The organism is Cupriavidus sp. GW823-FHT06D04 (assembly GCF_058795055.1).
Window position 1 is genome coordinate 119,430 of sequence record NZ_JBXAHL010000002.1, and the last position, 19,709, is coordinate 139,138.

The following is a 19,709-nucleotide window of genomic DNA, read 5'->3' on the forward strand; positions in this document are numbered from 1 at the left end:
CCGCGCCTAGAGCATGTGGTTCTGGCGCATGTAGCGGTGCACGATCTCGATGCGCATGCCGGCATCGGGCAGCGCCATCAGCATCTGCTTGGCCTTGAGCGGCACCGGCAGCAACTCACACAGCCGGTTGGCGACCCAGCTCGGGTCGTCCCACAGGTAGGGCTCGTCGAACGGCAGCCGGTCAGGGTGCTCGGCGTGCAGCCGCGTGACAATGCGCCGCAGCGCATCCAGGCATTCGCCCAGCAGCTCCAGCTTGCAGTCGATGATGTCGGGGGGCAGCACCTCGGCGCGGGCGACCAGCAGGCCGTCGTCGCGGGTGTCATGGCTGACGATATGGAAGCGCTCGCGGCCGCGCGCGCGGATCAGCAGCACGCCCAGCTGCTCCATGTTGCAGTCGACGATTTCCGCCAGGCAGCCGACCAGCTCGGGCACGGTAGGCTGGTCCGGCCGGGCCACTTCCTCGCCGCTTTCGATCAGGCAAACGCCAAAGGGTGTGTTGTCGCGCAAGCAGTTGCGCACCATGTCGACATAGCGCGCCTCGAACACGCGCAATGGCAGCCGTCCACCGGGAAACAGCACGGTGTGCAACGGGAACAGCGGCAGGTTGTCGAGCGTCCGTGGCGGAACTTCTGATCCCGTGGGACGGTAGAGGTCGGTCGAGGACATGCAGTGCCAGCTTGGGTATCGCGCAGCAATGGGCCAGCCGGCCAACGCGGTGCGCAGATGCCAGTGATCCCAGTGGGCAGTCCCGCCTGCGTCAGCCCGCCGGTGCGAGCTCTCGGTGTCTCACCAGCACATTACCATGCGCCCGGAAGTAGTTGGCAAGCCTTTCCGTAATATAGACCGAGCGATGCTGCCCGCCGGTGCAGCCGATCGCCACGGTCAGGTAGCTGCGGTTGTCGGCAATGAAGCTTGGCAGCCACTTTTCCACATAGGCGCGGATATCCTCGGCCATTGCCAGCACCATTGGCTGGGCCTGCAGGAAGTCGATCACCGGCGTGTCACGCCCCGTCAGCGGGCGCAAGGCCAGGTCGTAATAGGGGTTGGGCAGCGAGCGCACGTCGAACACCATGTCCGCATCGCTGGGCACGCCATGCTTGAAGCCGAACGACTCGAACAGCAGCGTCAGCCGCTGGCTGTCGTCGCGGATCAGCTCCTTGATCCAGCTGCGCAGCGTATTGGTGCGCACATTGCTGGTGTCGATGCGGTGCGCGGCCTCGGCCAGCGGGCTCAGCAGCGCGCGCTCCATCTCGATCGCTTCCATCAGCGCGGTGTCGTTGAAGGCCGGTTCAACGCCAGGGCCCGGCATGCCGTCGGTACGCACCGACAGCGGGTGGCGGCGGCGCGTCTCGGAATAGCGCTGCACCAGTGCGTCGGTGCTGGCGGTCAGGAACACCACCTCGACCTGGTGCTCCGCGGCCAGCGCGCGCACGGTGTCGGGCAGCTGGTCGAGCGACTCGCGGCTGCGGATGTCAGTGGCGACGCCCAGGTGCGTATAGCCCTGGCTGTCGAGGTAGCGGGTCAGTTCCGGGATGAACTGAGCCGGCAGGTTGTCCACGCAGTAGTAGCCTGCGTCTTCGAGCACGTTCAGTGCGACGGACTTGCCGGAACCGGATATGCCGGTGATGAGGATGATGCGCATAGCAACTGAAGCATAGCATCACGTGATGAAGGCGTCATGACACCACGCACAAAGCAAGCATGGCGAACCTCGCGGTTCGCCATGCTTTTGCCGTCAGTTTGCAGCGCTGGCTGCGGCTCAGGCTGCCTTGGACAGGCATTCCTTCATGTAGGCCTTGTATTCGTCGCCCTTCTTGCCCTTGCCCGACTTGCTGCAGGAAGCCATTTTCTCCTGCTGGGTCTTGGACGCGCCCTTGGACAGGCATTCCTTCATGAACGCCTTGCGTTCGTCGCCCTTCTTGCCGGCGGCTTGCGTATTGCAGGCCTTCATCTTGTCCTGCTGGGCGTTGGCTGCGGGCTTGTCCGGGGTAGCCGGGGTGGCGGGCGTGGCAGGCATGGCCGGCGTTGCCGGTGCGGTGGCCGCTGGCTTGGCTGGCGTGGCGGGGGTTGCCGGCGTGGCCGTGGTCTGTGCAAAAGCGCTGGCGGCGATCATCGGGGTGACCAGCGCGCACATCGCGATCAGTTTCTTCATGCTTGCTCTCCTGGGTGTGGAAAACTTCATGGCCGCGCGCCATTGCCGGCGTTGCAGCTTCCGTAACGGGCGCGATGCCCATTACAGCACAAAACGGAGCATGCCTGAAGAACGTTGACGTTCTGCGTCAACGCCGTTGTAAGCAAATGAAAACGCTGGGGCTCAGAGCAGGCGGCCCTGGCCGCGCGAAACCGCATCGGCCTGCATCGCGGCGCGCTGCCGGTCCATGAAGTCGCGCAGCGTATCGATGCCGCGCAGGCGCAGGATGGTGTTGCGCACCGCGGCCTCGACCAGCACGGCCAGGTTGCGCCCGGCCGCCACCTGGATCTTGACCATGTGGATCGGCAGGCCCAGCACGTCCAGGTATTGCGAATCGAGCGGCAGCCGCTCGAACTCGCCGTCGTTGCGGCGCACCAACTGCACCACCAGTTTGATCTTCATCTTCCGCCGCACCGCGGTCTCACCGAAGATGGTCTTGATGTCGAGCAGGCCCAGGCCGCGCACTTCAAGCAGGTTCTGCAGCAGCGGCGGGCAGCGGCCTTCGATAAAATCCGGCCCCAGGCGCACGAAGTCCACGGCATCGTCGGCCACCAGCCCGTGGCCGCGCGAGATCAGTTCCAGGCCCAGTTCGCTCTTGCCCAGGCCCGATTCGCCCATGATCAGCACGCCCATGCCCAGGATGTCGAGGAAGACCCCGTGCATGGTCACGCGCGGCGCGGAGATGCGCGACAGGTACAGGCGCAAGTGGTCGATCACCGCGGCCGACGACACCGGCGTGGTGAACAGCGGCGTGGACGAGCGCGTGCAGCGCAGTTCCAGGTCGGGCGGCGGCTCCATGCCGTCGGCGATCACCAGGAAGGGCGGCTCCAACAGGATCAGCTCGCCCATTTGGCGCTTGCGGGTCTCATCGTCCAGCCGCTGGTAATAAGTGATTTCGGGCTTGCCGAGCACCTGGATGCGGTTGGGGTGGATCAGGTTCAGGTGGCCCACCAGGTCGGCGGCGGAGGTGGCTTCGCGGGCGAACTCCACGTCGAAGGCGCGGTCCGCGCCTTCCAGGCCGGCCACCCACGAGAGTTTGATGTCGGCTGCGTTGTCGTCGAAGATGGACTGGGAGGTGACGCCGGTGAGTTCCATGCGGTATGACTGGTGGGGCGGTTTGCGAAGCGCCTGGCGCCTGCCCGGTCTGGTGCCGGCCCGCCTGGGGGATCAGGGGATCAGGGATGCCATGCGATCAGCAACTGATGGACGGCATCGGGCGTCGGCAGCGTGGCCAGTCCTTCGCGCATGTCGCGGTCGGAAAGCAGTTGCGCGATTTCTGACAGGATTTCCAGGTGCTGCTGCGTAGCCTGTTCGGGCACCAGCAGGAAGATCAGCAGCGATACCGGCTTGCCATCCGGCGATTCGAACGGAATCGGCTCGGCCAGGCGCATGAAGGCGGCCAGCGGCTGCTTCAGGCCCTTGATGCGGCCGTGCGGGATCGCCACGCCGGCGCCCAGGCCGGTGGATCCCAGCGACTCGCGCGCGAACAGGTTGTCCGTCACGATGGCGCGCGCCACACCATGGTTGTTCTCGAAGAGGAGCCCGGCCTGCTCGAACACACGCTTCTTGCTGGTGACGCTGACGTCCAGGGTGATGTTGCCGGGTGGCAGCAATTTGGCCAAACGATTCATGGGCGATGCGCAGGATTTCAGTTAGCGGGCAGATCGTTCCGCGGGGCAGTGGGCTGGCTCCGGGCTGCCGTTGGCCTGGCCGGAGGCGTCCGGCCCATTATAGAGCAGCGACTACCCCCGTATTGTGCAGCGCAGCGGGGCAAGCCGGTGCAGAACGATACATGGTGATGCAATCGTGCCTCCGGGCCGGGAGCCGGCGCACCGATGCGGGGCGCGGCCAGGATTCCCTCTCTTTGTATGGCGCAGCATACACCTTGGCGCTGCGCTTGCGAACACTCTTGCCCATTCGGGTGAAAAGCGTTGGCTCCGGCGCCACAGCCGGGCCGCACCGCCAGTGCGGGCGCGGCATGCCGGCGGCAACCCGGAACGCAAGGGCGCAAAAAAGCCGCGCTTCGTGGCGCGGCTTGCCTGTTCAATCCTGATTCAGCAGCCCGCTGCGGGGCTGCCGGGCACGGTCATTGCTGCATTTGCGCTGCGGCCATCTGGTACTTGACCGCTTCGCGGTCGTGGCCTTGCACGCGATCCTTGTAGCGGATCACCTGACGGTCCAGCTTGTCGACGAGTGCGTCGATCGCTGCATATAGGTCTTCGTGATGCGCCTCGACAAAGATGTCCTTGCCCTTGAGATGTAGATTAATTTCCGCGTACTGACGCCGGTCCTTTTCCTTGTGGTTGTCGACAGAGAGCAGCACGCTAACGCCAATGACCTGATCGAAATGCCTGACGATTCGCTCCAGCTTCGTTTCCACGTACTCACGCAGAGGGGGCGTGATGTCCAGGTGGTGTCCACTGATCTTGAAGTTCATAGCGCTTCTCCTTCTGAAAGAGCCTCACCAGGCAGGCGGTGGGCTCGGCTACAAAGACTTGCGGAGATTGACTGCGGGGATCTTCAGGGCTTCGCGATACTTGGCAACAGTGCGGCGCGCAACAACAAAGCCTTGCTCACCCAGCAGTTCGGCAATGCGACTGTCGGAAAGGGGATTCCTCGGGTCTTCGGCTCCTATCAGTTGCTTGATCAAGGCGCGGATGGCCGTTGATGAAGCCGCGCCACCGGTTTCGGTGGACACGTGGCTGCCGAAGAAGTACTTCAGTTCGAAAGTACCCATCGGCGTTGCCATGAATTTATTGGTCGTCACCCGGGAGATGGTTGACTCGTGTAAACCCAGTGTATCGGCAATCTCCCGCAAAACCAAGGGGCGCATGGCGATTTCGCCGTGACTGAAAAAGTTCTTTTGACGCTCGACAATGGCCTGCGAGACACGCAGGATTGTGTCGAACCTTTGCTGGATGTTCTTGATCAGCCAGCGCGCCTCTTGCAGCTTTTGCTGCAGTCCGGCCGTGCCGGACTCACCCTTCGCGCCACGCAGGATTTGGGCATACATATCGTTGATGCGCAGCCTCGGCATCACATCCGGATTGAGCTGCGCGATCCAGCCGCCGCCACCCTTGCGCACGAACACGTCCGGCACCACAAAGTCCGCTTCCGGGCGGCTGTACGCATGGCCGGGGTAGGGCGCCAGCGAGCGGATCAGTTCGTGTGCGGACTTCAGTGCCACTTCATCTACCTGCAGCGCCTTCTTCAGCCGCGTGTAGTCGCGTACTGCGAGCAACTCCAGGTGATTGCTAACGATGTTCAGCGCCAGTTCGCGTTGCGGGTGCGTCAGGCGTCGCAACTGCAGGGCCAGGCACTCGGCGGCGTTGCGCGCACCCACGCCGGGCGGGTCGAAACTCTGCAGCAGCGTGAGGATGGCGTGGACTTCGTCGATCTCGAACTCGAGTTCTTCCGGCAACTCCGTGCAGATCTCCTCAAGCGATGCGCTCAGGTAGCCATCGTCGTCGAGCGATTCGATCAGGAAGATGGCCAGGCCTTTGTCGCGCGCCGAGATCTTCAGCGGCGTGAGCTGCTCCATCAGGTACTCGCGCAGCGTGGGCTCGGCCTCGCGCAGCTGCATCGGCGTTTTTTCATCCTCGTCGCCCTGGGGGCGGCGGGCAAAGTCGTCCAGGCTCCAGTCGCCGCTGCCGTAGTCGTCGCCGTTGCCGTTGCCGCTGTCGCCATAGCTGTCGTCGTCACCCGCGCCGTCGGCGCGAGCCTCGCCATTGCCCTGGGGCTCAGCCGGGGCGGGCGCCGGTGCGCTCTGCAGGTTGACCGAGCCGTCGGCCGCCACGCGCAGCGGGCTTTCGATCCAGTCGTTCTCGCGCTCGAGCAGCGGGTTTTCCGTCAGCGCCTGTTCGACCTCTTGCTGCAGTTCCAGCGTGGAGAGCTGCAGCAGCCGGATCGACTGCTGCAGTTGCGGGGTCAGGGCCAGATGCTGGGAAAGACGGAGCTGTAGCGACGGTTTCATGCGAGCTATTCTATGCGCATCTTTCCGTTGTTGGAACGGAAATTGCTATCGCTTATGCGGTCCGATCGCCGCTGGCTGTGGGAGGGCCCACGCGCGCCCGCGAAGAGGCCTGCCGCTCGCGGGCAGGCCGTTAAGTCACATGCGGAAGTTCTCGCCCAGGTAGACGCGCCGCACTGCGTCATTGGCGATGATTTCCTCGGGCTGGCCCGCGGCCAGCACCGTGCCTTCGCTGATGATGTAGGCGTGGTCGCAGATGCCGAGCGTCTCGCGCACGTTGTGGTCGGTGATCAGCACGCCGATATTGCGTGCCTTGAGGAAACTGACGATGCGTTGGATCTCGCCCACGGCGATCGGGTCCACGCCGGCGAAGGGTTCGTCCAGCAGGATGAAGCGCGGCGACGACGCCAGCGCGCGCGCGATTTCCACGCGGCGGCGCTCGCCGCCCGACAGCGACAGCGCCGGGTTGTTGCGCAGGTGCGCGATCTGCAGGTCGTCGAGCAGCGAATCCAGGCGGCGCTCGATCTCGGTCTTGGGCAGCGGCTTGCCGTTGCTCACCTGAAGCTCCAGCACCGCGCGGATGTTCTCTTCGACGTTGAGCTTGCGGAACACCGAGGCTTCCTGCGGCAGGTACGACAGCCCCATGCGCGCGCGCTCGTGGATCGGCAGGCCGCTGATGTGGTCGCCGTCGAGCACGATATCGCCTTCGTCCAGCGCCACCAGGCCCACGATCATGTAGAACGAGGTGGTCTTGCCCGCGCCGTTAGGCCCGAGCAGGCCGACCACCTCGCCGCTCTTCACGTCGAGCGAGACGTCCTTGACCACCGTGCGCGAGCCATAGCGCTTCTTCAGGTGGCGCACGACCAGCGTGCTGCCGCCGGGAAGGACGGTGGAGGCTTCGACGGAAGGCTTGTCGGCGATGGTTGCGGTATCGGTCATTGGCACGGTCTGGCGTTCAGGCGTTTCTGGCGCGGGCAGGCAAGCCGGCGCCAGGCGTCAGGGTTTGTTGGCAGGCGCGGGCGCCGTCTTCAGGTCCAGCGGCGAGCCGCCATTGCCCGTGGCGCCGGCCTTCTGGTCCTGGCGCGGCGACAGCACCGCGCGCACGCGACCGGACGGATTGGCGGCCGCGGCGTCGCCACTGCCGCCGCCGGCGGCCGTGTAGAACTCCTTGCGGCTGTCGTAGGTCAGCACCGCGCCGCGGATCTCATCGACCTGCTTGGCGCCCTGCAGGCGCGCCATGCGGGCATTGCCGATCAGCTTGGAGTACTCCTGCTTGCCGTCGTACTCGATGCGGTCGCCCCAGCCGTCGATGTATTCGTCGACGCCTTCGCGCTTCTGGCGGATGTAGGCCTGCTTGCCCGGCTTGGCGGTGGCTACCGCGAACTGGTAGCCCTCGGGGTCGGTGCGCAGTTCGGCGGCGTCGGACTTCAGGATCATGGTGCCCTTGGTTAGCACCACGTTGCCGGTCAGCGTATAGATCTGCTTGACGTCGTCGTAGCTGGCGTTGTCCGCCTCCAGCACCATCGGCTTGTCGCGGTCCGCGCGCTCGGCCAGGGCGGGCTGGGCCAGCAGGCCGAAGGCCATGGCCAGGGCGAGCAGAGCCGGGGCGGTGCGTCGACGGGACGATGTCGTCAGGGAAGCAGTCATGTTGGCAGGGGTTGCTTGAGGGCGTCTGGGTACGTTGGTGCGGGTTGGTGCGGCCCCCGGGCCGGGGCTCAGGACCCCGGCGCGCGGCCTGGGGACGGCCCGGTGATGATGGTGCCGCGTACATTGCCGAGCAATTGTACTTCGCGCGTGACGTTGTTGAAGATCAGGCCGTTGGCGGTCATCACCGACGGGCCGCGCGTCAGCTTGACTGGCTTGTCGGTCTTGACGATGTCGTCATTGATCAGCAGCTGGAAATAACTGGATGCGGCGGTCAGCTGCGGGTCCTTGGACACGTCCACGCCCTGCTGGCGCATGACGAAGCCGTTGCCGTACAGGTCGATCACCGAGCCCTCGGCGTTCATGCGGCCCATATCGGCGCGGGCGGTGACCGGCGGGCGGTCCGGCTCGTACGCGCGCATGGCGGGCCGGGTCACTTCGTAGGTCTGGTCGTCCTCGAAATGGACCATGCGCTCGCCGGTGAAGCGGATCTTGGTGCTGCCGTCCGGCGCCAGCTCGGTGGCCGAGAAGCGGTCCATGAAGTAATCAGGCTCATGCTTCTTGGTGCTTTGCGCGGCCAGGTCTTCCTTGGGGGAGTTGATCTGGACCAGCCAGAACGTGCTGCCCGCCACGAAGGCCATCAGCAGCAGCGGCAGCAGCCGCATGACGATGCCGCTGAGGGAGGCGAGGAGTGCCTGCATGGTGTCCTTGGCGTTGTGCCGGTTGTGCCGGGCCCGCGCCCGCTCAGATGACCTTGGCGCGGGTCAGGTCGTGGATATGCAGCGCGCCGGTCAGGCGGCCGTCGTCGTCCACCACCAGCAGCTGGTTGATGCGGTTGGCTTCCATCACCTGCACCGCCTCGACGGCGAGCTGGTTCTCGTTGACCACGTGCGGGTTGCGGTGCATGACCTCGCCGATGGGCACGGTCTTCCAGTCGCGCGGGGTTTCCAGCAGGCGGCGCAGGTCGCCGTCGGTGAAGACGCCGATGGCGTGTCCGTCCGGATCCACCACGGCGGTCATGGCCATGCCCTTGCGGGTGATTTCCATCAGCGCCTGGGCCAGCGGCGTGTTCTCACGCACCTCGGGCACGGCGTTGCCGGTGCGCATCACGTCGCGCACATGGGTCAGAAGCTTGCGCCCGAGCGCGCCGCCGGGGTGCGAGCGGGCGAAGTCTTCCTCGCCAAAGCCGCGCGCGTCCAGCACCGCCACTGCCAGTGCATCGCCGAGCGCCAGCGCCGCGGTGGTGCTGGCCGTCGGCGCCAGGTTCAGCGGGCAGGCTTCTTTCTCGACCGCCGCGTCCAGGTGGACGTCGGCCAGCTTGGCCAGGTTGGAGTCGGGGTTGCCGGTGACCGAGATCAGCCGCGCGCCGATGCGCTTGACGATCGGGATGATCGACAGCAGCTCGCCGGTCTCGCCAGAATTGGAGAAGGCGATCAGCACGTCGTCGCGCGTGACCATGCCCAGGTCGCCGTGGCTGGCTTCGGCCGGGTGCACAAAGAACGCCGGCGTGCCGGTAGAGGCCAGCGTGGCCGCGACCTTGCGTCCGATATGGCCGGACTTGCCAATGCCCGAGACGACCACGCGCCCGGTGCATTGCAGGATCAGCAGCACGGCACGGGCAAAGTCGCCGTTCAGGCGTCCGGAAAGTGCGGAAACCGCATCGGCTTCGGTCTGGAGAGTGTCGCGGGCGAGTCTGAGTGCTCGATCCGCATCGAAATTGGCTATCATGGCGACGAAGTATACCAACGAATGCGATGGCGCCTGGCCCGACCCATGGCGCACGTCGTGCTTGCCGTGCTCGCCGTATTTTGCCGGCAGGGTGCCCGTGCCGGGTCGGACGCGCGCCTGGCCGGTCACCCAGACCGCCTGATGCATTCTCCGCTGGAACTGACCCTGGTGCTGCTGGCCGCCGCCGTCTTCGGCGTGGTCGCATTCCGCATGCTGCAGCTGCCGCCGATGCTGGGCTACCTGGCCGTTGGCATCCTGATCGGCCCGCATGCGCTGGGGCTGGCCAGCGACACCGCGCAGACCAAGTACCTGGCCGAATTCGGCGTGGTCTTCCTGATGTTCTCGATCGGGCTGGAGTTCAACCTGACCAAGCTGCGCTCGATGAAGCGGCTGGTGTTCGGCCTGGGCGGCTCGCAGGTGGTGCTGTCGATGCTGGCGGTGGTGCCGGCCAGCTGGGCTTTCAACTGGCTGTTCCCGCTGTCCTGGCAGGCGTCGGTGGCGCTGGGCGGGGCGCTGGCGATGTCTTCCACCGCGATCGTCTCCAAGATGCTGTCCGAGCGCATGGAGCTGGAAAGCGAGCACGGCCGCAATATCATCAGCATCCTGCTGTTCCAGGATCTGGCGGTGGTGCCGCTGCTGATCGTGATCCCGGCGCTGTCGCGCGATCCGGGCGACCTGATGGTGGCGCTGGGCCTGGCCACGGTCAAGATCGTGGTGGCCCTGGGCGCCATCTTCTTCCTCGGCCAGCGCCTGATGAGCCGCTGGTTCCACGTGGTGGCGGCGCGCCGTTCGCAGGAACTGTTCATGCTGAACCTGCTGCTGGTGACGCTGGGCATGGCGGCGCTGACCGAGCGGCTGGGCCTGTCGATGGCGCTGGGCGCCTTCATGGCGGGCATGCTGATCTCCGAGACGCCCTACCGCCACCAGGTGGAAGAGGACATCAAGCCGTTCCGCGACGTGCTGCTGGGGCTGTTCTTCGTCACCATCGGCATGCTGCTCAATATCCGCGTAGTGCTGGATCACGTATGGCTGGTGCTGGCGCTGCTGGTGGTGCCGGTGCTGTTCAAGCTGGTGCTGATCGCGCTGCTGGCGCGGGTCTTCGGCTCGCGCCAGGGGGTGGCCATCCGCACCGGGCTGGGGCTCGCGCAGGCCGGCGAATTCGGTTTCGTGCTGCTGAACCAGATCGACGGCCTGAACCTGGTCGACCCGGTGCTGATCCAGGTGATCCTGGCGTCGATGCTGCTGTCGATGCTGGCCGCGCCATTCCTGATCCAGTACAGCGACGCCATCGTGCTGCGCTTTACCGCCAACGAATGGCTGATGCAGTCGCTGAACATGACCCGCATCGCCGCGCAGAGCCTGCAGACCGAGAAACACGCCATCATCTGCGGCTTCGGCCGCAGCGGGCAGAACCTGGCGCACATGCTGGAGCGCGAGGGCATCAACTACGTGGCGCTGGACCTGGACCCCGACCGCGTGCGCGAGGCCGCCGCGGCCGGCGATACCGTGGTCTACGGCGACGCCGGCCGGCGCGAGGCGCTGATCGCCGCCGGCATCCACCGCGCCGCCGCCCTGATCGTCACCTATGCCAACACTCCATCGGCGCTTAAGGTGCTGCACCACGTGCAGGAGCTGGCGCCGGCGCTGCCGGTGATCGTGCGCACGGTGGACGATTCAGAGCTCGACACGCTGCAGAAGGCCGGCGCCACCGAAGTGGTGCCCGAGATCATCGAGGGCAGCCTGATGCTGGCCTCGCACGCGCTGGTGCTGCTGGGCGTGCCGATGCGCCGGGTGGTGCGCGGCGTGCAGCAGGCGCGCGACGCGCGCTACAGCCTGCTGCGCGGCTATTTCCACGGCCGCGACGATGATGAGGACATGGTCGAGCGCGATTCGGTGCGGCTGCACTCCGTGTCGCTCGGGCCGCAATCCACGGCGGTGGGGCGGCGCCTTGGCGTGCTGGGGCTGGAGCGCATCGGCGTGGAAGTGACCGCGGTGCGCCGGCGCGGCATCCGCGCCTTCGACCCGGAGCCCGAGACAGTGCTGGAACCGGGCGACATCGTAGTGCTGCGCGGCCCGCCCGAGGCGCTGGAAGCGGCAGAGACGCGCATCCTGAACGGCTAAGCGGGGCCGCCGGATGCGTCAGTGCGGACGCGCCTCGACCCAGGATTCCGGCAGGTTGTCGAGCACGGCGCGTGCGTCCAGCGAGCGGATCGGCACGCTGGTATCGGCCGGGATGCGGCCCTCGCCTTGCAGCATCAGGTAGCGCAGGCAGCACACACGCAGGAAGGACGAGAAATTGCCCGCCACCGCCTCGCTGCCGCGATGTTCGGTCAGTTCATCGTGCAGGCGCGTGATCAGCTGGTTGACGGTCATGTCGTCGCGTCGCGCCAGTTCTTCCAGCACTTCCCAGAACAGGCTCTCGAGCCGGATGCTGGTGGCCACGCCATGCAGGCGCAGCGAGCGCGACTGGCTTTGGTACGACGCCGGATTGGCGCGGATAAAGATTTCACACATGGATGCTCCCGTGCGGGCGGCGCGGCCGGCGGGCATGTGCACGGCTCGCCGCAGGGGGGCGGGCCGTGCCTTCACGCGTGGGGGCGCCGCGTGCGGAAAGCTCTAATGTACGATCCGCGTACCCAGCACGGCAAGGAACTGTGCCAGCCAGGCCGGATGCGCGGGCCAGGCCGGGGCGGTGACGAGGTTACCGTCGGTATGGGCGTGGTCGACGGGAATATCGGCATAGGTGCCGCCGGCCAGCTTCACCTCGGGCGCGCAGGCTGGGTAGGCTGAGCAGGTCTTGCCTTCCAGCACGCCTGCCGCGGCCAGCAGCTGGGCGCCGTGGCAGACCGCGGCGATCGGCTTGTCCGCCTGGGCGAAGTGGCGCACGATCTCCAGCACGCGCGCGTTCAGACGCAGGTATTCCGGGGCGCGGCCGCCGGGGATGACCAGTGCGTCGTAACTGGCGGGGTCGATCCCGGCAAAGGTCGCGTTGAGGGTGAAGTTGTGGCCGCGTTTCTCGGTGTAGGTCTGGTCGCCCTCGAAGTCATGGATGGCGGTGGCGCAGGCGTCGCCCGCCTGCTTGTCCGGGCAGGCGGCGTGGACGGTGTGGCCGACCATCTGCAGTGCCTGGAACGGCACCATGGTTTCGTAGTCTTCGGCGTAGTCGCCCACCAGCATCAGAATCTTTTTTGCCATCGCGGTCTCCTGTATGGTTACGGGTGTCCGGCGGGTGCCGGACGCGGCAGCCCGGCCCCTTGGCTAGCCAACCGGGCCGGCAGGGCCATTGTGCTGGCCGCCCCGGTGGCGCGGGTGGTAACTGGTTACCGCGCCGGCGGCCACCCCTGCCGCGACCCACTGCGACCCCTTTCTGACTGGTGCGCGCCACGCTGCGCGCCTACCGTCTCCAGACCCCTATGGCAGATTCCATCATCCAGTCCCCCGAGCTCGGCGACGTCACCGGCTACCTGCGCGAGCGCATCCGCACCGTGCCGGACTGGCCCATGCCGGGAGTGATGTTCCGCGACATCACCCCGCTGCTGCAGAATCCCAAGACGCTGCGCGTGCTGATCGATGTCTTTGTGCACCGCTACATGGATGCGCAGCTCGACCTGGTGGCGGGCATCGACGCGCGCGGCTTTATCCTGGGCGCGATCGTCGCGTATGAGCTGAACCTGGGCTTTGTGCCGATCCGCAAGAAGGGCAAACTGCCGTTCCAGACCGTGGCCGAGGAGTACGAGCTGGAATACGGCAGCGCCACCGTCGAGATCCATGCCGACGCCTGCAAGGCCGGCGACCGCGTGCTGCTGGTCGACGACCTGATCGCCACCGGCGGCACCATGATGGCCGGGCGCAAGCTGCTGGAGCGCCTGGGCGCGACGGTGGTGGAGGGCGCCGCCATCGTCGACCTGCCCGAACTGGGCGGCTCGAAGCTGCTGCAGGACGGCGGGCTGCCGCTGTTCACCGTGTGCAAGTTTGAAGGTCACTGAGCCACGCTGACCGGCCCGCAAGATTTCCACGCAAGGAGACCCCATGCCTGACCTGCTGCTGTTCCTGTTGACTTCGATTGCCGTGACTGTGGCCCCGGGGCCCGACAACCTGCAGGTGCTGGCGCGCGGCATGGCGCAGGGCCGGCGCGCGGGGCTGGTGGCGGCACTGGGCTTTTCGGTCGGGTGCCTGTTCCACACCGTGATTGCGGCGGTGGGGCTGGCCGCGGTGCTGCGCTCGTCGCCGCTGGCGTTCCAGCTGATCAAGTACGCGGGCGCGGCCTACCTGATCTGGATCGGCATTCAGGCGCTGCGCGCAAAGGGCGGGCTGGCGCAGGGCGGTGATGTCGATGCGGTGCCGCTGGGGCGCGTGTTCCGCCAGAGCGTGCTCGGCAACATCATGAATCCCAAGGTGACACTGTTCTTCCTGGTGTTCCTGCCGCAGTTCGTGCGCGCCGATGCCACGCACCCGGGGCTGCAGTTCCTGCTGCTGGGCGTGGTCTTCATGCTGCAGACGGCGGTGGTGTTCTCGCTGTTCGGGCTGTGCGCCGGCTGGCTGGGCGCCTGGCTGCGCCGCCGCCCGGCCACCGGCCGCTGGCTGGACCGCGCCGCCGGGGCGATCTTCGTCGGTCTGGGGATCAAGGTCGCGCTGCCCTGAGCGCCGTCGCCTGGCGCGCACCCGGGCGCTCGTTGCGGCATGCTTTGCCGGTGTTGCCCGTTGCCCGCACGCCGCACCCGTGCCGTTGCCGCTGTCGGGTGGCGGGCGCATAATGCCCCATTGACAACTACACGATGACCGGGCCGAGCCTCCAGGGTTTTGTCGGCACTGGACACACAAAGGCGCACAATGGGCGTACTCCTTCACCTGCTATCAGGCGTTGCCCTGCTCGTCTGGGGCACCAACATCGTCAAGGTCGGCATCCTGCGCGTCTACGGTGCGAACCTGCGCCATGTCCTGTCGACCAGCGTCTCCAACCGCTTCACCGCCTTCCTTGCCGGGCTCGGCGTCACGGGCCTGGTCCAGAGCAGCAACGCCACCGCGGTCATCGTCAGCTCCTTCGTCGGCCAGGGCCTGATCGCCGTGGCGCCGGCGCTGGCCATCATGCTCGGCGCCAACGTCGGCACCGCGCTGATGGTGCAGGTGTTCTCGCTGGACCTGTCATGGCTGTCGCCGCTGCTGATCTTCGTTGGCGTGATCTGCCACCTGACCTGGAAGGGCAGCAAGCCCGGCCACGTCGGCCGCGTGCTGATCGGCCTGGGGCTGATCACGCTGGCGCTGGAACTGATCTCCATCGCCACCCGTCCCGTGGTGCAGGCCGCCGGCGTCAAGGTGCTGTTCGCCTCGCTGACCGGCGACTCGGGGCTGGACATGCTGGTCGGTGCCTTCCTGACCATCCTGTGCTATTCCAGCCTGGCCGTGGTGCTGTTCTGCGGCGCGCTGGCGTCGGCCGGCGTGGTGTCGATCCACGTGGCGCTGGCGCTGGTGCTGGGGGCCAACCTGGGTTCGGGCATCTCGGCGCTGCTGACCACCTCGGGCAACAACCAGCCGGGCAAGCGCGTGACGCTGGGCAACCTGCTGTCGCGCCTGCTGGGCTGCCTGGTGGCGCTGCCGCTGCTGGGCCAGGCCGAAGAGCTGCTGGCGCTGCTGGACCATGACCCGCAACGGCTGATCGTTAATTTCCACCTGCTGTTCAACGTCGCGCTGGCGGTGCTGCTGCTGGGCGCCACCGCGCCGCTGGCGCGCCTGTGCGAGAAGGTGCTGCCCGGGCGCAACACCGGCGACAGCCAGGTCACGCCGCGCCACCTCGATACGGCCGCGCTGACCACGCCCACGCTCGCGCTGGCCAACGCCGCGCGCGAAGTGCTGCGCATCGGCGACCGCGTCGAGCAGATGCTGGACAACATGCTGCGCGTGCTGCGCACCAACGACGCCAAGCTGGCCGACGCCACCTGCCGCATCGACAATGAGGTGGACGACCTCTACACCGCGATCAAGCTCTACCTGACCCGCATCAGCCTGGAAGCGCTGGACGAGCGCGACGGCCAGCGCTGGACCGAGATCATCTCGCTCACCATCAACCTGGAACACGCGGGCGACATCATCGAGCGCATCCTGCTCGATACCAAGGACAAGAAGATCGCCCACAACCTGATGTTCTCCGAGGCGGGCATGCAGGAGATCGCAGAGATGCACGCACGCCTGGTCGCCAACCTACGGCTGGGCCTGTCGGTGTTCCTCAACGGCGACCTCAAGAGCGCGCAGGCGCTGATGGCCGAGAAAGCGAACTTCCGCGAGCTGGAGCGCAAGTACGCGCGCACCCACCTGCAGCGCGTGGCGGTGCAGACCGCCGAGAGCATCGAGACCAGCTCATTGCACCTGGATGTGATCAGCGAACTGAAGCGCCTGAATTCGCTGTTCTGTGCGACGGCTTATCCGGTGCTGGAGCAGGCTGGGGTGCTCAACCGCAGCCGGATGAAGGAAGACGACCTGCCGACGGTGTCGACCGTGCAGGCAGCGCAGCACTGAGCGGCGACGCTAGAGCTTGTAGCCGAACTTCCGCAGCAGCGCCTTGCGCTCGGCCACATCGGCATCGGTCTCGATCCCCAGCGGCGAGGCGCCATCGATCACGCCCACCACGCCACGCCCGGCATCGGTCTGGGCGATGATCACCTGGGTCGGGTTGGCCGTTGCGCAGAAGATGCGGCACACCTCCGGTACCGCCCGCACCGCGGCCAGCACGTTCACTGGAAAGAAGCCGTCGCCGAGGAAGATCAGGAAGGTATGCCCGGCGCCGATGGCGCGGGCGTTTTCGCAGGCCAGGTCGATCAGGTCTTCATCTGTGCCCGACCAGCGCACCAGGCGCTTGCCCGAGGCCTCGCAGAACGCCAGCCCGAAGAGGATGCCCGGCACGGTGCCGGCCAGCGCCTCGTGCAGGTCTTCCACGGTCTTGATGAAATGCGACTGGCCGAAGATGAAGTTGGTGGCTTCCGGCTTGGTGACCGACACGACCGACAGTTCCATGACAGGCTCCCGAATGGCCGCAGGGCTTGCCGCCATCGGGTTCATGGTAGGGCGCGGGGTGGTGAATGCAAGCGGCGCGGCGCCACCGGCCCGCATGCGCCTGCACACCCCTATGCGCGCTTTAGCAGCGGCGCCAGGTACTTGCCGGTAAAGCTGGCCTTGCTCCTGGCCACATCCTCCGGCGTGCCGCGCGCGATCACCTGCCCGCCGCCGGCGCCGCCTTCCGGCCCCATGTCGATCAGCCAGTCCGCGGTCTTGATGACGTCCAGGTTGTGCTCGATGATGACCACGGTATTGCCCTGGTCGCGCAGCTTGTGGATGACCTTGAGCAGCAGTTCGATGTCATGGAAGTGCAGCCCGGTGGTGGGCTCGTCCAGGATATAGAGCGTGCGCCCGGTATCGCGCTTGGACAGTTCCAGCGACAGCTTGACGCGCTGCGCCTCGCCGCCCGACAGCGTGGTCGCCGACTGCCCCAGCCGGATATAGCCCAGGCCCACGTCCAGCAGCGTCTGCAGCTTGCGCCGCACCACCGGCACGGCGCTGAAGAACTCATGCGCCTGTTCGACGGTCAGGTCCAGTACCTCGGAGATGTTCTTGCCCTTGTACAGCACCTCCAGCGTCTCGCGGTTGTAGCGCTTGCCGTGGCAGACATCGCAGGGCACATAGACGTCCGGCAGGAAGTGCATCTCGACCTTGAGCACGCCGTCGCCCTGGCAGGACTCGCAGCGCCCGCCCTTGACGTTGAACGAGAAGCGGCCCGGATCGTAGCCGCGCTCCTTGGCCGACGGCACGCCGGCGAACAGTTCGCGGATGGGCGTGAACAGGCCGGTGTAGGTGGCCGGGTTGGAGCGCGGCGTGCGGCCGATCGGGCTCTGGTCGACGTTGATGACCTTGTCGAAATGCTCCAGCCCCTCGATGCGGTCATGCGGCGCCGGCTCCGGCGTTGAGCCGTACAGGTGGCGCGCCACCGCGTGGTAGAGCGTGTCGTTGATCAGCGTCGACTTGCCCGAGCCGGACACGCCGGTGATGCAGGTCAGCAAGCCCACCGGCACCTCGGCGGTGACGTTGCGCAGGTTGTTGCCGCTGGCGTTGACAATGCGCAGCAGGCGCTCATCGTCGGGCGCGGCGCGTTCCTTCGGCACCTCGATGCGGCGCTGGCCGGACAGGTATTGCCCGGTCAGCGATGCCGGCGACTCCTCGATCTGCCGCGGCGTGCCCTCGGCCACGATCATGCCGCCGTGCACGCCGGCGCCCGGGCCGATGTCGACTACGTAGTCGCAGGCGCGGATCATGTCCTCGTCATGCTCGACCACCAGCACCGAGTTGCCGATGTCGCGCAGGTGCTTGAGCGTGCCGATCAGGCGGTCGTTGTCGCGCTGGTGCAGGCCGATCGAGGGTTCGTCCAGCACATACATCACGCCGGTCAGTCCCGAGCCGATCTGCGAAGCCAGCCGGATGCGCTGGGCCTCGCCGCCCGACAGCGTATCGGCGCTGCGCTCCAATGACAGGTAGTCCAGCCCGACGTTGTTCAGGAAGTTCAGCCGCGCCGAGATCTCCTTGATGATCTTGTCGCCGATCTCGCGCTTGGCGCCGTGCATGTCCAGCGTCAGGAAGTACGTCAGCGCGTCGCGCAGCGGCCAGCCGTTGATCTCGAAGATCGCGCGCGCCTGCTCGCCCTCGCCCAGCTTGACGTGGCGCGCCTCGGTGCGCAGGCGGGTGCCGTGGCAGGCGGGGCAGGGCTGGTTGTTCTGGTACTTGGCCAGTTCCTCGCGCACGGCGACCGAATCGGTTTCGCGGTAGCGGCGCTCCAGGTTGGGGATGATCCCTTCGAACACATGCTCGCGCACGGTGGTGCGGCCGCGTTCGTTGATATAGGTGAACGGGATCTCCTGCTCGCCCGAGCCGTGCAGCACCGACTGCTGCACGTTTTCCGGCAGCTCCTCGAACGGCGTCTCGGTGTCGAAGTCGTAGTACGCGGCCAGGCCTTGCAGCATCTGGAAGTAGAACTGGTTGCGGCGGTCCCAGCCCTTGATCGCGCCCGAGGCCAGCGACAGGTTGGGGAAGGCCACCACGCGCTTTGGGTCGAAGAAGGTGATCTGGCCCAGCCCGTCGCAGCTCGGGCAGGCGCCCATCGGGTTGTTGAACGAGAACAGCCGCGGCTCCAGCTCCTGCAGCGAATACGAGCAGATCGGGCAGGCAAACTTGGAGCTGAACATATGCTCCTTGCCGTTGTCGAGTTCCAGCGCAAGCGCGCGCCCATCGGCCAGGCGCAACGCGGTCTCGAACGACTCGGCCAGGCGCTGCTTGATGTCGGCGCGCACCTTGACGCGGTCCACCACCACTTCAATGGTGTGCTTCTCGGTCTTTTTCAGTTTCGGCAGCGCATCGACCTCATAGACCTTGGCCTCGGCCTCGTGCGCGGCGCCGCCGCCCGAGCGGATGCGAAAGCGCACGAAGCCCTGCGCCTGCATGCTGTCGAACAGGTCCGAGTGCTCGCCCTTGCGGTCGGCCACCACCGGCGCCAGGATCATCAGCTTGGTGTCTTCCGGCAGTGCCAGCGCGGCGTCCACCATCTGCGATACGCTCTGCGCCTGCAGCGGCAGGTTGTGGTCGGGGCAGTAGGGCGTGCCGGCGCGCGCATACAGCAGGCGCAGGTAGTCGTGGATCTCGGTGACGGTGCCGACCGTGGAGCGCGGGTTGTGGCTGGTGGCTTTCTGCTCGATCGAGATCGCGGGCGACAGCCCCTCGATCAGGTCCACGTCCGGCTTTTCCATCAGCTGCAGGAACTGGCGGGCATAGGCGGACAGCGACTCCACGTAGCGGCGCTGGCCTTCGGCATAGAGCGTGTCGAAGGCGAGCGAGGACTTGCCCGAGCCCGACAGGCCGGTGATCACGATCAGCCGGTTGCGCGGCAGGTCGAGATTGATGTTCTTCAGGTTGTGGGTACGCGCCCCACGGATCTTGATTTCTTCCATATGCCGAAAAGTCGTCGCCAGACAGGCCGCCCTGCCGGGGTTGGCAAGGCTGTCTGAAGGAATCGCAAAACCCAGAAACAAGTACCGTATTTGGCACTTCCGACCGCTGGCGACGGCCGGAATGCGCGCCCGGGCACACGCCCGGGGGCCAGCTGGCATGGCCAGGTGACCCGGGAAGCGCGAAGGAGCAAACCTG

At 66.5% G+C, this 19,709-nt stretch carries 19 protein-coding genes; 4 read left to right on the forward strand and 15 right to left on the reverse strand.

Annotation, left to right across the window (positions count from 1 at the left end; all coding sequences use genetic code 11):
- Nucleotides 1-6: 6 nt before the first annotated feature.
- The 11 genes from AC1Q7H_RS04245 to AC1Q7H_RS04295 form a co-directional block, all read right to left on the reverse strand.
- Nucleotides 7-666: an LON peptidase substrate-binding domain-containing protein gene (locus AC1Q7H_RS04245; protein ID WP_013955470.1), complete on the reverse strand. Its 660-nt coding sequence runs from the start codon at nt 664-666 to the stop codon at nt 7-9.
- A 91-nt stretch (nt 667-757) separates the two neighbouring features.
- Nucleotides 758-1,642 (reverse strand): RNase adapter RapZ, encoded by an 885-nt coding sequence (rapZ, locus tag AC1Q7H_RS04250; protein ID WP_013955471.1) that lies wholly within the window; start codon nt 1,640-1,642, stop codon nt 758-760.
- A gap of 117 nt (nt 1,643-1,759) precedes the next feature.
- The gene (locus AC1Q7H_RS04255) at nt 1,760-2,152 is read right to left on the reverse strand and encodes a PsiF family protein (protein ID WP_010814383.1); all 393 of its coding nucleotides are present in this window, start codon (nt 2,150-2,152) and stop codon (nt 1,760-1,762) included.
- Between the two features lie 162 nt (nt 2,153-2,314).
- Nucleotides 2,315-3,286, reverse strand: a complete 972-nt coding sequence (gene hprK / locus AC1Q7H_RS04260) for an HPr(Ser) kinase/phosphatase (protein WP_010814384.1) — start codon at nt 3,284-3,286, stop codon at nt 2,315-2,317.
- A gap of 80 nt (nt 3,287-3,366) precedes the next feature.
- On the reverse strand, nt 3,367-3,822 hold the full coding sequence (gene ptsN, locus AC1Q7H_RS04265; protein ID WP_010814385.1) for a PTS IIA-like nitrogen regulatory protein PtsN: 456 nt from the start codon (nt 3,820-3,822) through the stop codon (nt 3,367-3,369).
- Between the two features lie 455 nt (nt 3,823-4,277).
- Nucleotides 4,278-4,628, reverse strand: coding sequence for a ribosome hibernation-promoting factor, HPF/YfiA family (gene hpf, locus AC1Q7H_RS04270; RefSeq protein ID WP_010814386.1), 351 nt, complete (start codon nt 4,626-4,628; stop codon nt 4,278-4,280).
- Nucleotides 4,629-4,676: 48 nt separating this feature from the next.
- Nucleotides 4,677-6,164, reverse strand: coding sequence for an RNA polymerase factor sigma-54 (locus AC1Q7H_RS04275; RefSeq protein ID WP_492380985.1), 1,488 nt, complete (start codon nt 6,162-6,164; stop codon nt 4,677-4,679).
- A 135-nt stretch (nt 6,165-6,299) separates the two neighbouring features.
- Nucleotides 6,300-7,100, reverse strand: coding sequence for an LPS export ABC transporter ATP-binding protein (lptB, locus tag AC1Q7H_RS04280; RefSeq protein ID WP_013955473.1), 801 nt, complete (start codon nt 7,098-7,100; stop codon nt 6,300-6,302).
- Nucleotides 7,101-7,157: 57 nt separating this feature from the next.
- Complete coding sequence (lptA, locus tag AC1Q7H_RS04285; RefSeq protein WP_013955474.1) at nt 7,158-7,808, reverse strand: lipopolysaccharide transport periplasmic protein LptA; 651 nt, start codon at nt 7,806-7,808, stop codon at nt 7,158-7,160.
- Between the two features lie 68 nt (nt 7,809-7,876).
- Nucleotides 7,877-8,506 carry an LPS export ABC transporter periplasmic protein LptC gene (lptC, locus tag AC1Q7H_RS04290; protein WP_013955475.1) on the reverse strand — a complete coding sequence of 210 codons (630 nt, stop codon included), beginning with the start codon at nt 8,504-8,506 and terminating at the stop codon, nt 7,877-7,879.
- A gap of 43 nt (nt 8,507-8,549) precedes the next feature.
- Nucleotides 8,550-9,533: a KpsF/GutQ family sugar-phosphate isomerase gene (locus AC1Q7H_RS04295; RefSeq protein ID WP_035822810.1), complete on the reverse strand. Its 984-nt coding sequence runs from the start codon at nt 9,531-9,533 to the stop codon at nt 8,550-8,552.
- 141 nt (nt 9,534-9,674) lie between these two features.
- Between AC1Q7H_RS04295 and AC1Q7H_RS04300 the strand changes: the two genes are divergently transcribed.
- Complete coding sequence (locus AC1Q7H_RS04300; RefSeq protein ID WP_013955477.1) at nt 9,675-11,654, forward strand: monovalent cation:proton antiporter family protein; 1,980 nt, start codon at nt 9,675-9,677, stop codon at nt 11,652-11,654.
- Nucleotides 11,655-11,672: 18 nt separating this feature from the next.
- Here the strand turns inward: AC1Q7H_RS04300 and AC1Q7H_RS04305 are convergent, their stop codons facing one another.
- Both AC1Q7H_RS04305 and AC1Q7H_RS04310 read right to left on the reverse strand, forming a co-directional pair.
- Complete coding sequence (locus AC1Q7H_RS04305; protein ID WP_035822648.1) at nt 11,673-12,047, reverse strand: ribbon-helix-helix domain-containing protein; 375 nt, start codon at nt 12,045-12,047, stop codon at nt 11,673-11,675.
- Between the two features lie 102 nt (nt 12,048-12,149).
- Nucleotides 12,150-12,728 (reverse strand): DJ-1/PfpI family protein, encoded by a 579-nt coding sequence (locus AC1Q7H_RS04310; RefSeq protein ID WP_492380986.1) that lies wholly within the window; start codon nt 12,726-12,728, stop codon nt 12,150-12,152.
- A gap of 218 nt (nt 12,729-12,946) precedes the next feature.
- On the opposite strand from AC1Q7H_RS04310, the gene AC1Q7H_RS04315 reads away from it, so the two are divergent.
- From AC1Q7H_RS04315 to AC1Q7H_RS04325, 3 genes are all read left to right on the forward strand, one after another.
- Complete coding sequence (locus AC1Q7H_RS04315) at nt 12,947-13,519, forward strand: adenine phosphoribosyltransferase (protein WP_013955479.1); 573 nt, start codon at nt 12,947-12,949, stop codon at nt 13,517-13,519.
- Nucleotides 13,520-13,562: 43 nt separating this feature from the next.
- Entirely contained in the window at nt 13,563-14,174 is a 612-nt protein-coding gene (locus AC1Q7H_RS04320; RefSeq protein ID WP_013955480.1) for a LysE family translocator, read from the forward strand.
- A gap of 189 nt (nt 14,175-14,363) precedes the next feature.
- A complete protein-coding gene (locus tag AC1Q7H_RS04325; protein WP_013955481.1) occupies nt 14,364-16,043 on the forward strand; it encodes a Na/Pi cotransporter family protein in 1,680 nt (559 codons plus the stop codon).
- A gap of 9 nt (nt 16,044-16,052) precedes the next feature.
- Here AC1Q7H_RS04325 and AC1Q7H_RS04330 read toward each other — a convergent pair whose 3' ends face one another.
- Both AC1Q7H_RS04330 and uvrA read right to left on the reverse strand, forming a co-directional pair.
- Entirely contained in the window at nt 16,053-16,538 is a 486-nt protein-coding gene (locus AC1Q7H_RS04330) for an adenosine-specific kinase (RefSeq protein WP_211980675.1), read from the reverse strand.
- A 110-nt stretch (nt 16,539-16,648) separates the two neighbouring features.
- The gene (gene uvrA, locus AC1Q7H_RS04335) at nt 16,649-19,513 is read right to left on the reverse strand and encodes an excinuclease ABC subunit UvrA (RefSeq protein ID WP_492380987.1); all 2,865 of its coding nucleotides are present in this window, start codon (nt 19,511-19,513) and stop codon (nt 16,649-16,651) included.
- Nucleotides 19,514-19,709 lie beyond the last annotated feature (196 nt).

What these genes read in the sequence shown, in the direction of transcription:
- lptC (WP_013955475.1), bottom strand. Translation starts at nt 8,506, where the DNA reads ATGCAGGCACTCCTCGCCTCCCTCAGCGGCATCGTCATGCGGCTGCTG.
- uvrA (WP_492380987.1), bottom strand. Translation starts at nt 19,513, where the DNA reads ATGGAAGAAATCAAGATCCGTGGGGCGCGTACCCACAACCTGAAGAAC.
- AC1Q7H_RS04295 (WP_035822810.1), bottom strand. Translation starts at nt 9,533, where the DNA reads ATGATAGCCAATTTCGATGCGGATCGAGCACTCAGACTCGCCCGCGAC.
- AC1Q7H_RS04300 (WP_013955477.1), top strand. Translation starts at nt 9,675, where the DNA reads ATGCATTCTCCGCTGGAACTGACCCTGGTGCTGCTGGCCGCCGCCGTC.
- lptA (WP_013955474.1), bottom strand. Translation starts at nt 7,808, where the DNA reads ATGACTGCTTCCCTGACGACATCGTCCCGTCGACGCACCGCCCCGGCT.
- AC1Q7H_RS04315 (WP_013955479.1), top strand. Translation starts at nt 12,947, where the DNA reads ATGGCAGATTCCATCATCCAGTCCCCCGAGCTCGGCGACGTCACCGGC.
- AC1Q7H_RS04245 (WP_013955470.1), bottom strand. Translation starts at nt 666, where the DNA reads ATGTCCTCGACCGACCTCTACCGTCCCACGGGATCAGAAGTTCCGCCA.
- AC1Q7H_RS04320 (WP_013955480.1), top strand. Translation starts at nt 13,563, where the DNA reads ATGCCTGACCTGCTGCTGTTCCTGTTGACTTCGATTGCCGTGACTGTG.
- hpf (WP_010814386.1), bottom strand. Translation starts at nt 4,628, where the DNA reads ATGAACTTCAAGATCAGTGGACACCACCTGGACATCACGCCCCCTCTG.
- AC1Q7H_RS04255 (WP_010814383.1), bottom strand. Translation starts at nt 2,152, where the DNA reads ATGAAGAAACTGATCGCGATGTGCGCGCTGGTCACCCCGATGATCGCC.
- ptsN (WP_010814385.1), bottom strand. Translation starts at nt 3,822, where the DNA reads ATGAATCGTTTGGCCAAATTGCTGCCACCCGGCAACATCACCCTGGAC.
- AC1Q7H_RS04325 (WP_013955481.1), top strand. Translation starts at nt 14,364, where the DNA reads ATGGGCGTACTCCTTCACCTGCTATCAGGCGTTGCCCTGCTCGTCTGG.
- AC1Q7H_RS04305 (WP_035822648.1), bottom strand. Translation starts at nt 12,047, where the DNA reads ATGTGTGAAATCTTTATCCGCGCCAATCCGGCGTCGTACCAAAGCCAG.
- lptB (WP_013955473.1), bottom strand. Translation starts at nt 7,100, where the DNA reads ATGACCGATACCGCAACCATCGCCGACAAGCCTTCCGTCGAAGCCTCC.
- AC1Q7H_RS04330 (WP_211980675.1), bottom strand. Translation starts at nt 16,538, where the DNA reads ATGGAACTGTCGGTCGTGTCGGTCACCAAGCCGGAAGCCACCAACTTC.
- AC1Q7H_RS04275 (WP_492380985.1), bottom strand. Translation starts at nt 6,164, where the DNA reads ATGAAACCGTCGCTACAGCTCCGTCTTTCCCAGCATCTGGCCCTGACC.
- rapZ (WP_013955471.1), bottom strand. Translation starts at nt 1,642, where the DNA reads ATGCGCATCATCCTCATCACCGGCATATCCGGTTCCGGCAAGTCCGTC.
- AC1Q7H_RS04310 (WP_492380986.1), bottom strand. Translation starts at nt 12,728, where the DNA reads ATGGCAAAAAAGATTCTGATGCTGGTGGGCGACTACGCCGAAGACTAC.
- hprK (WP_010814384.1), bottom strand. Translation starts at nt 3,286, where the DNA reads ATGGAACTCACCGGCGTCACCTCCCAGTCCATCTTCGACGACAACGCA.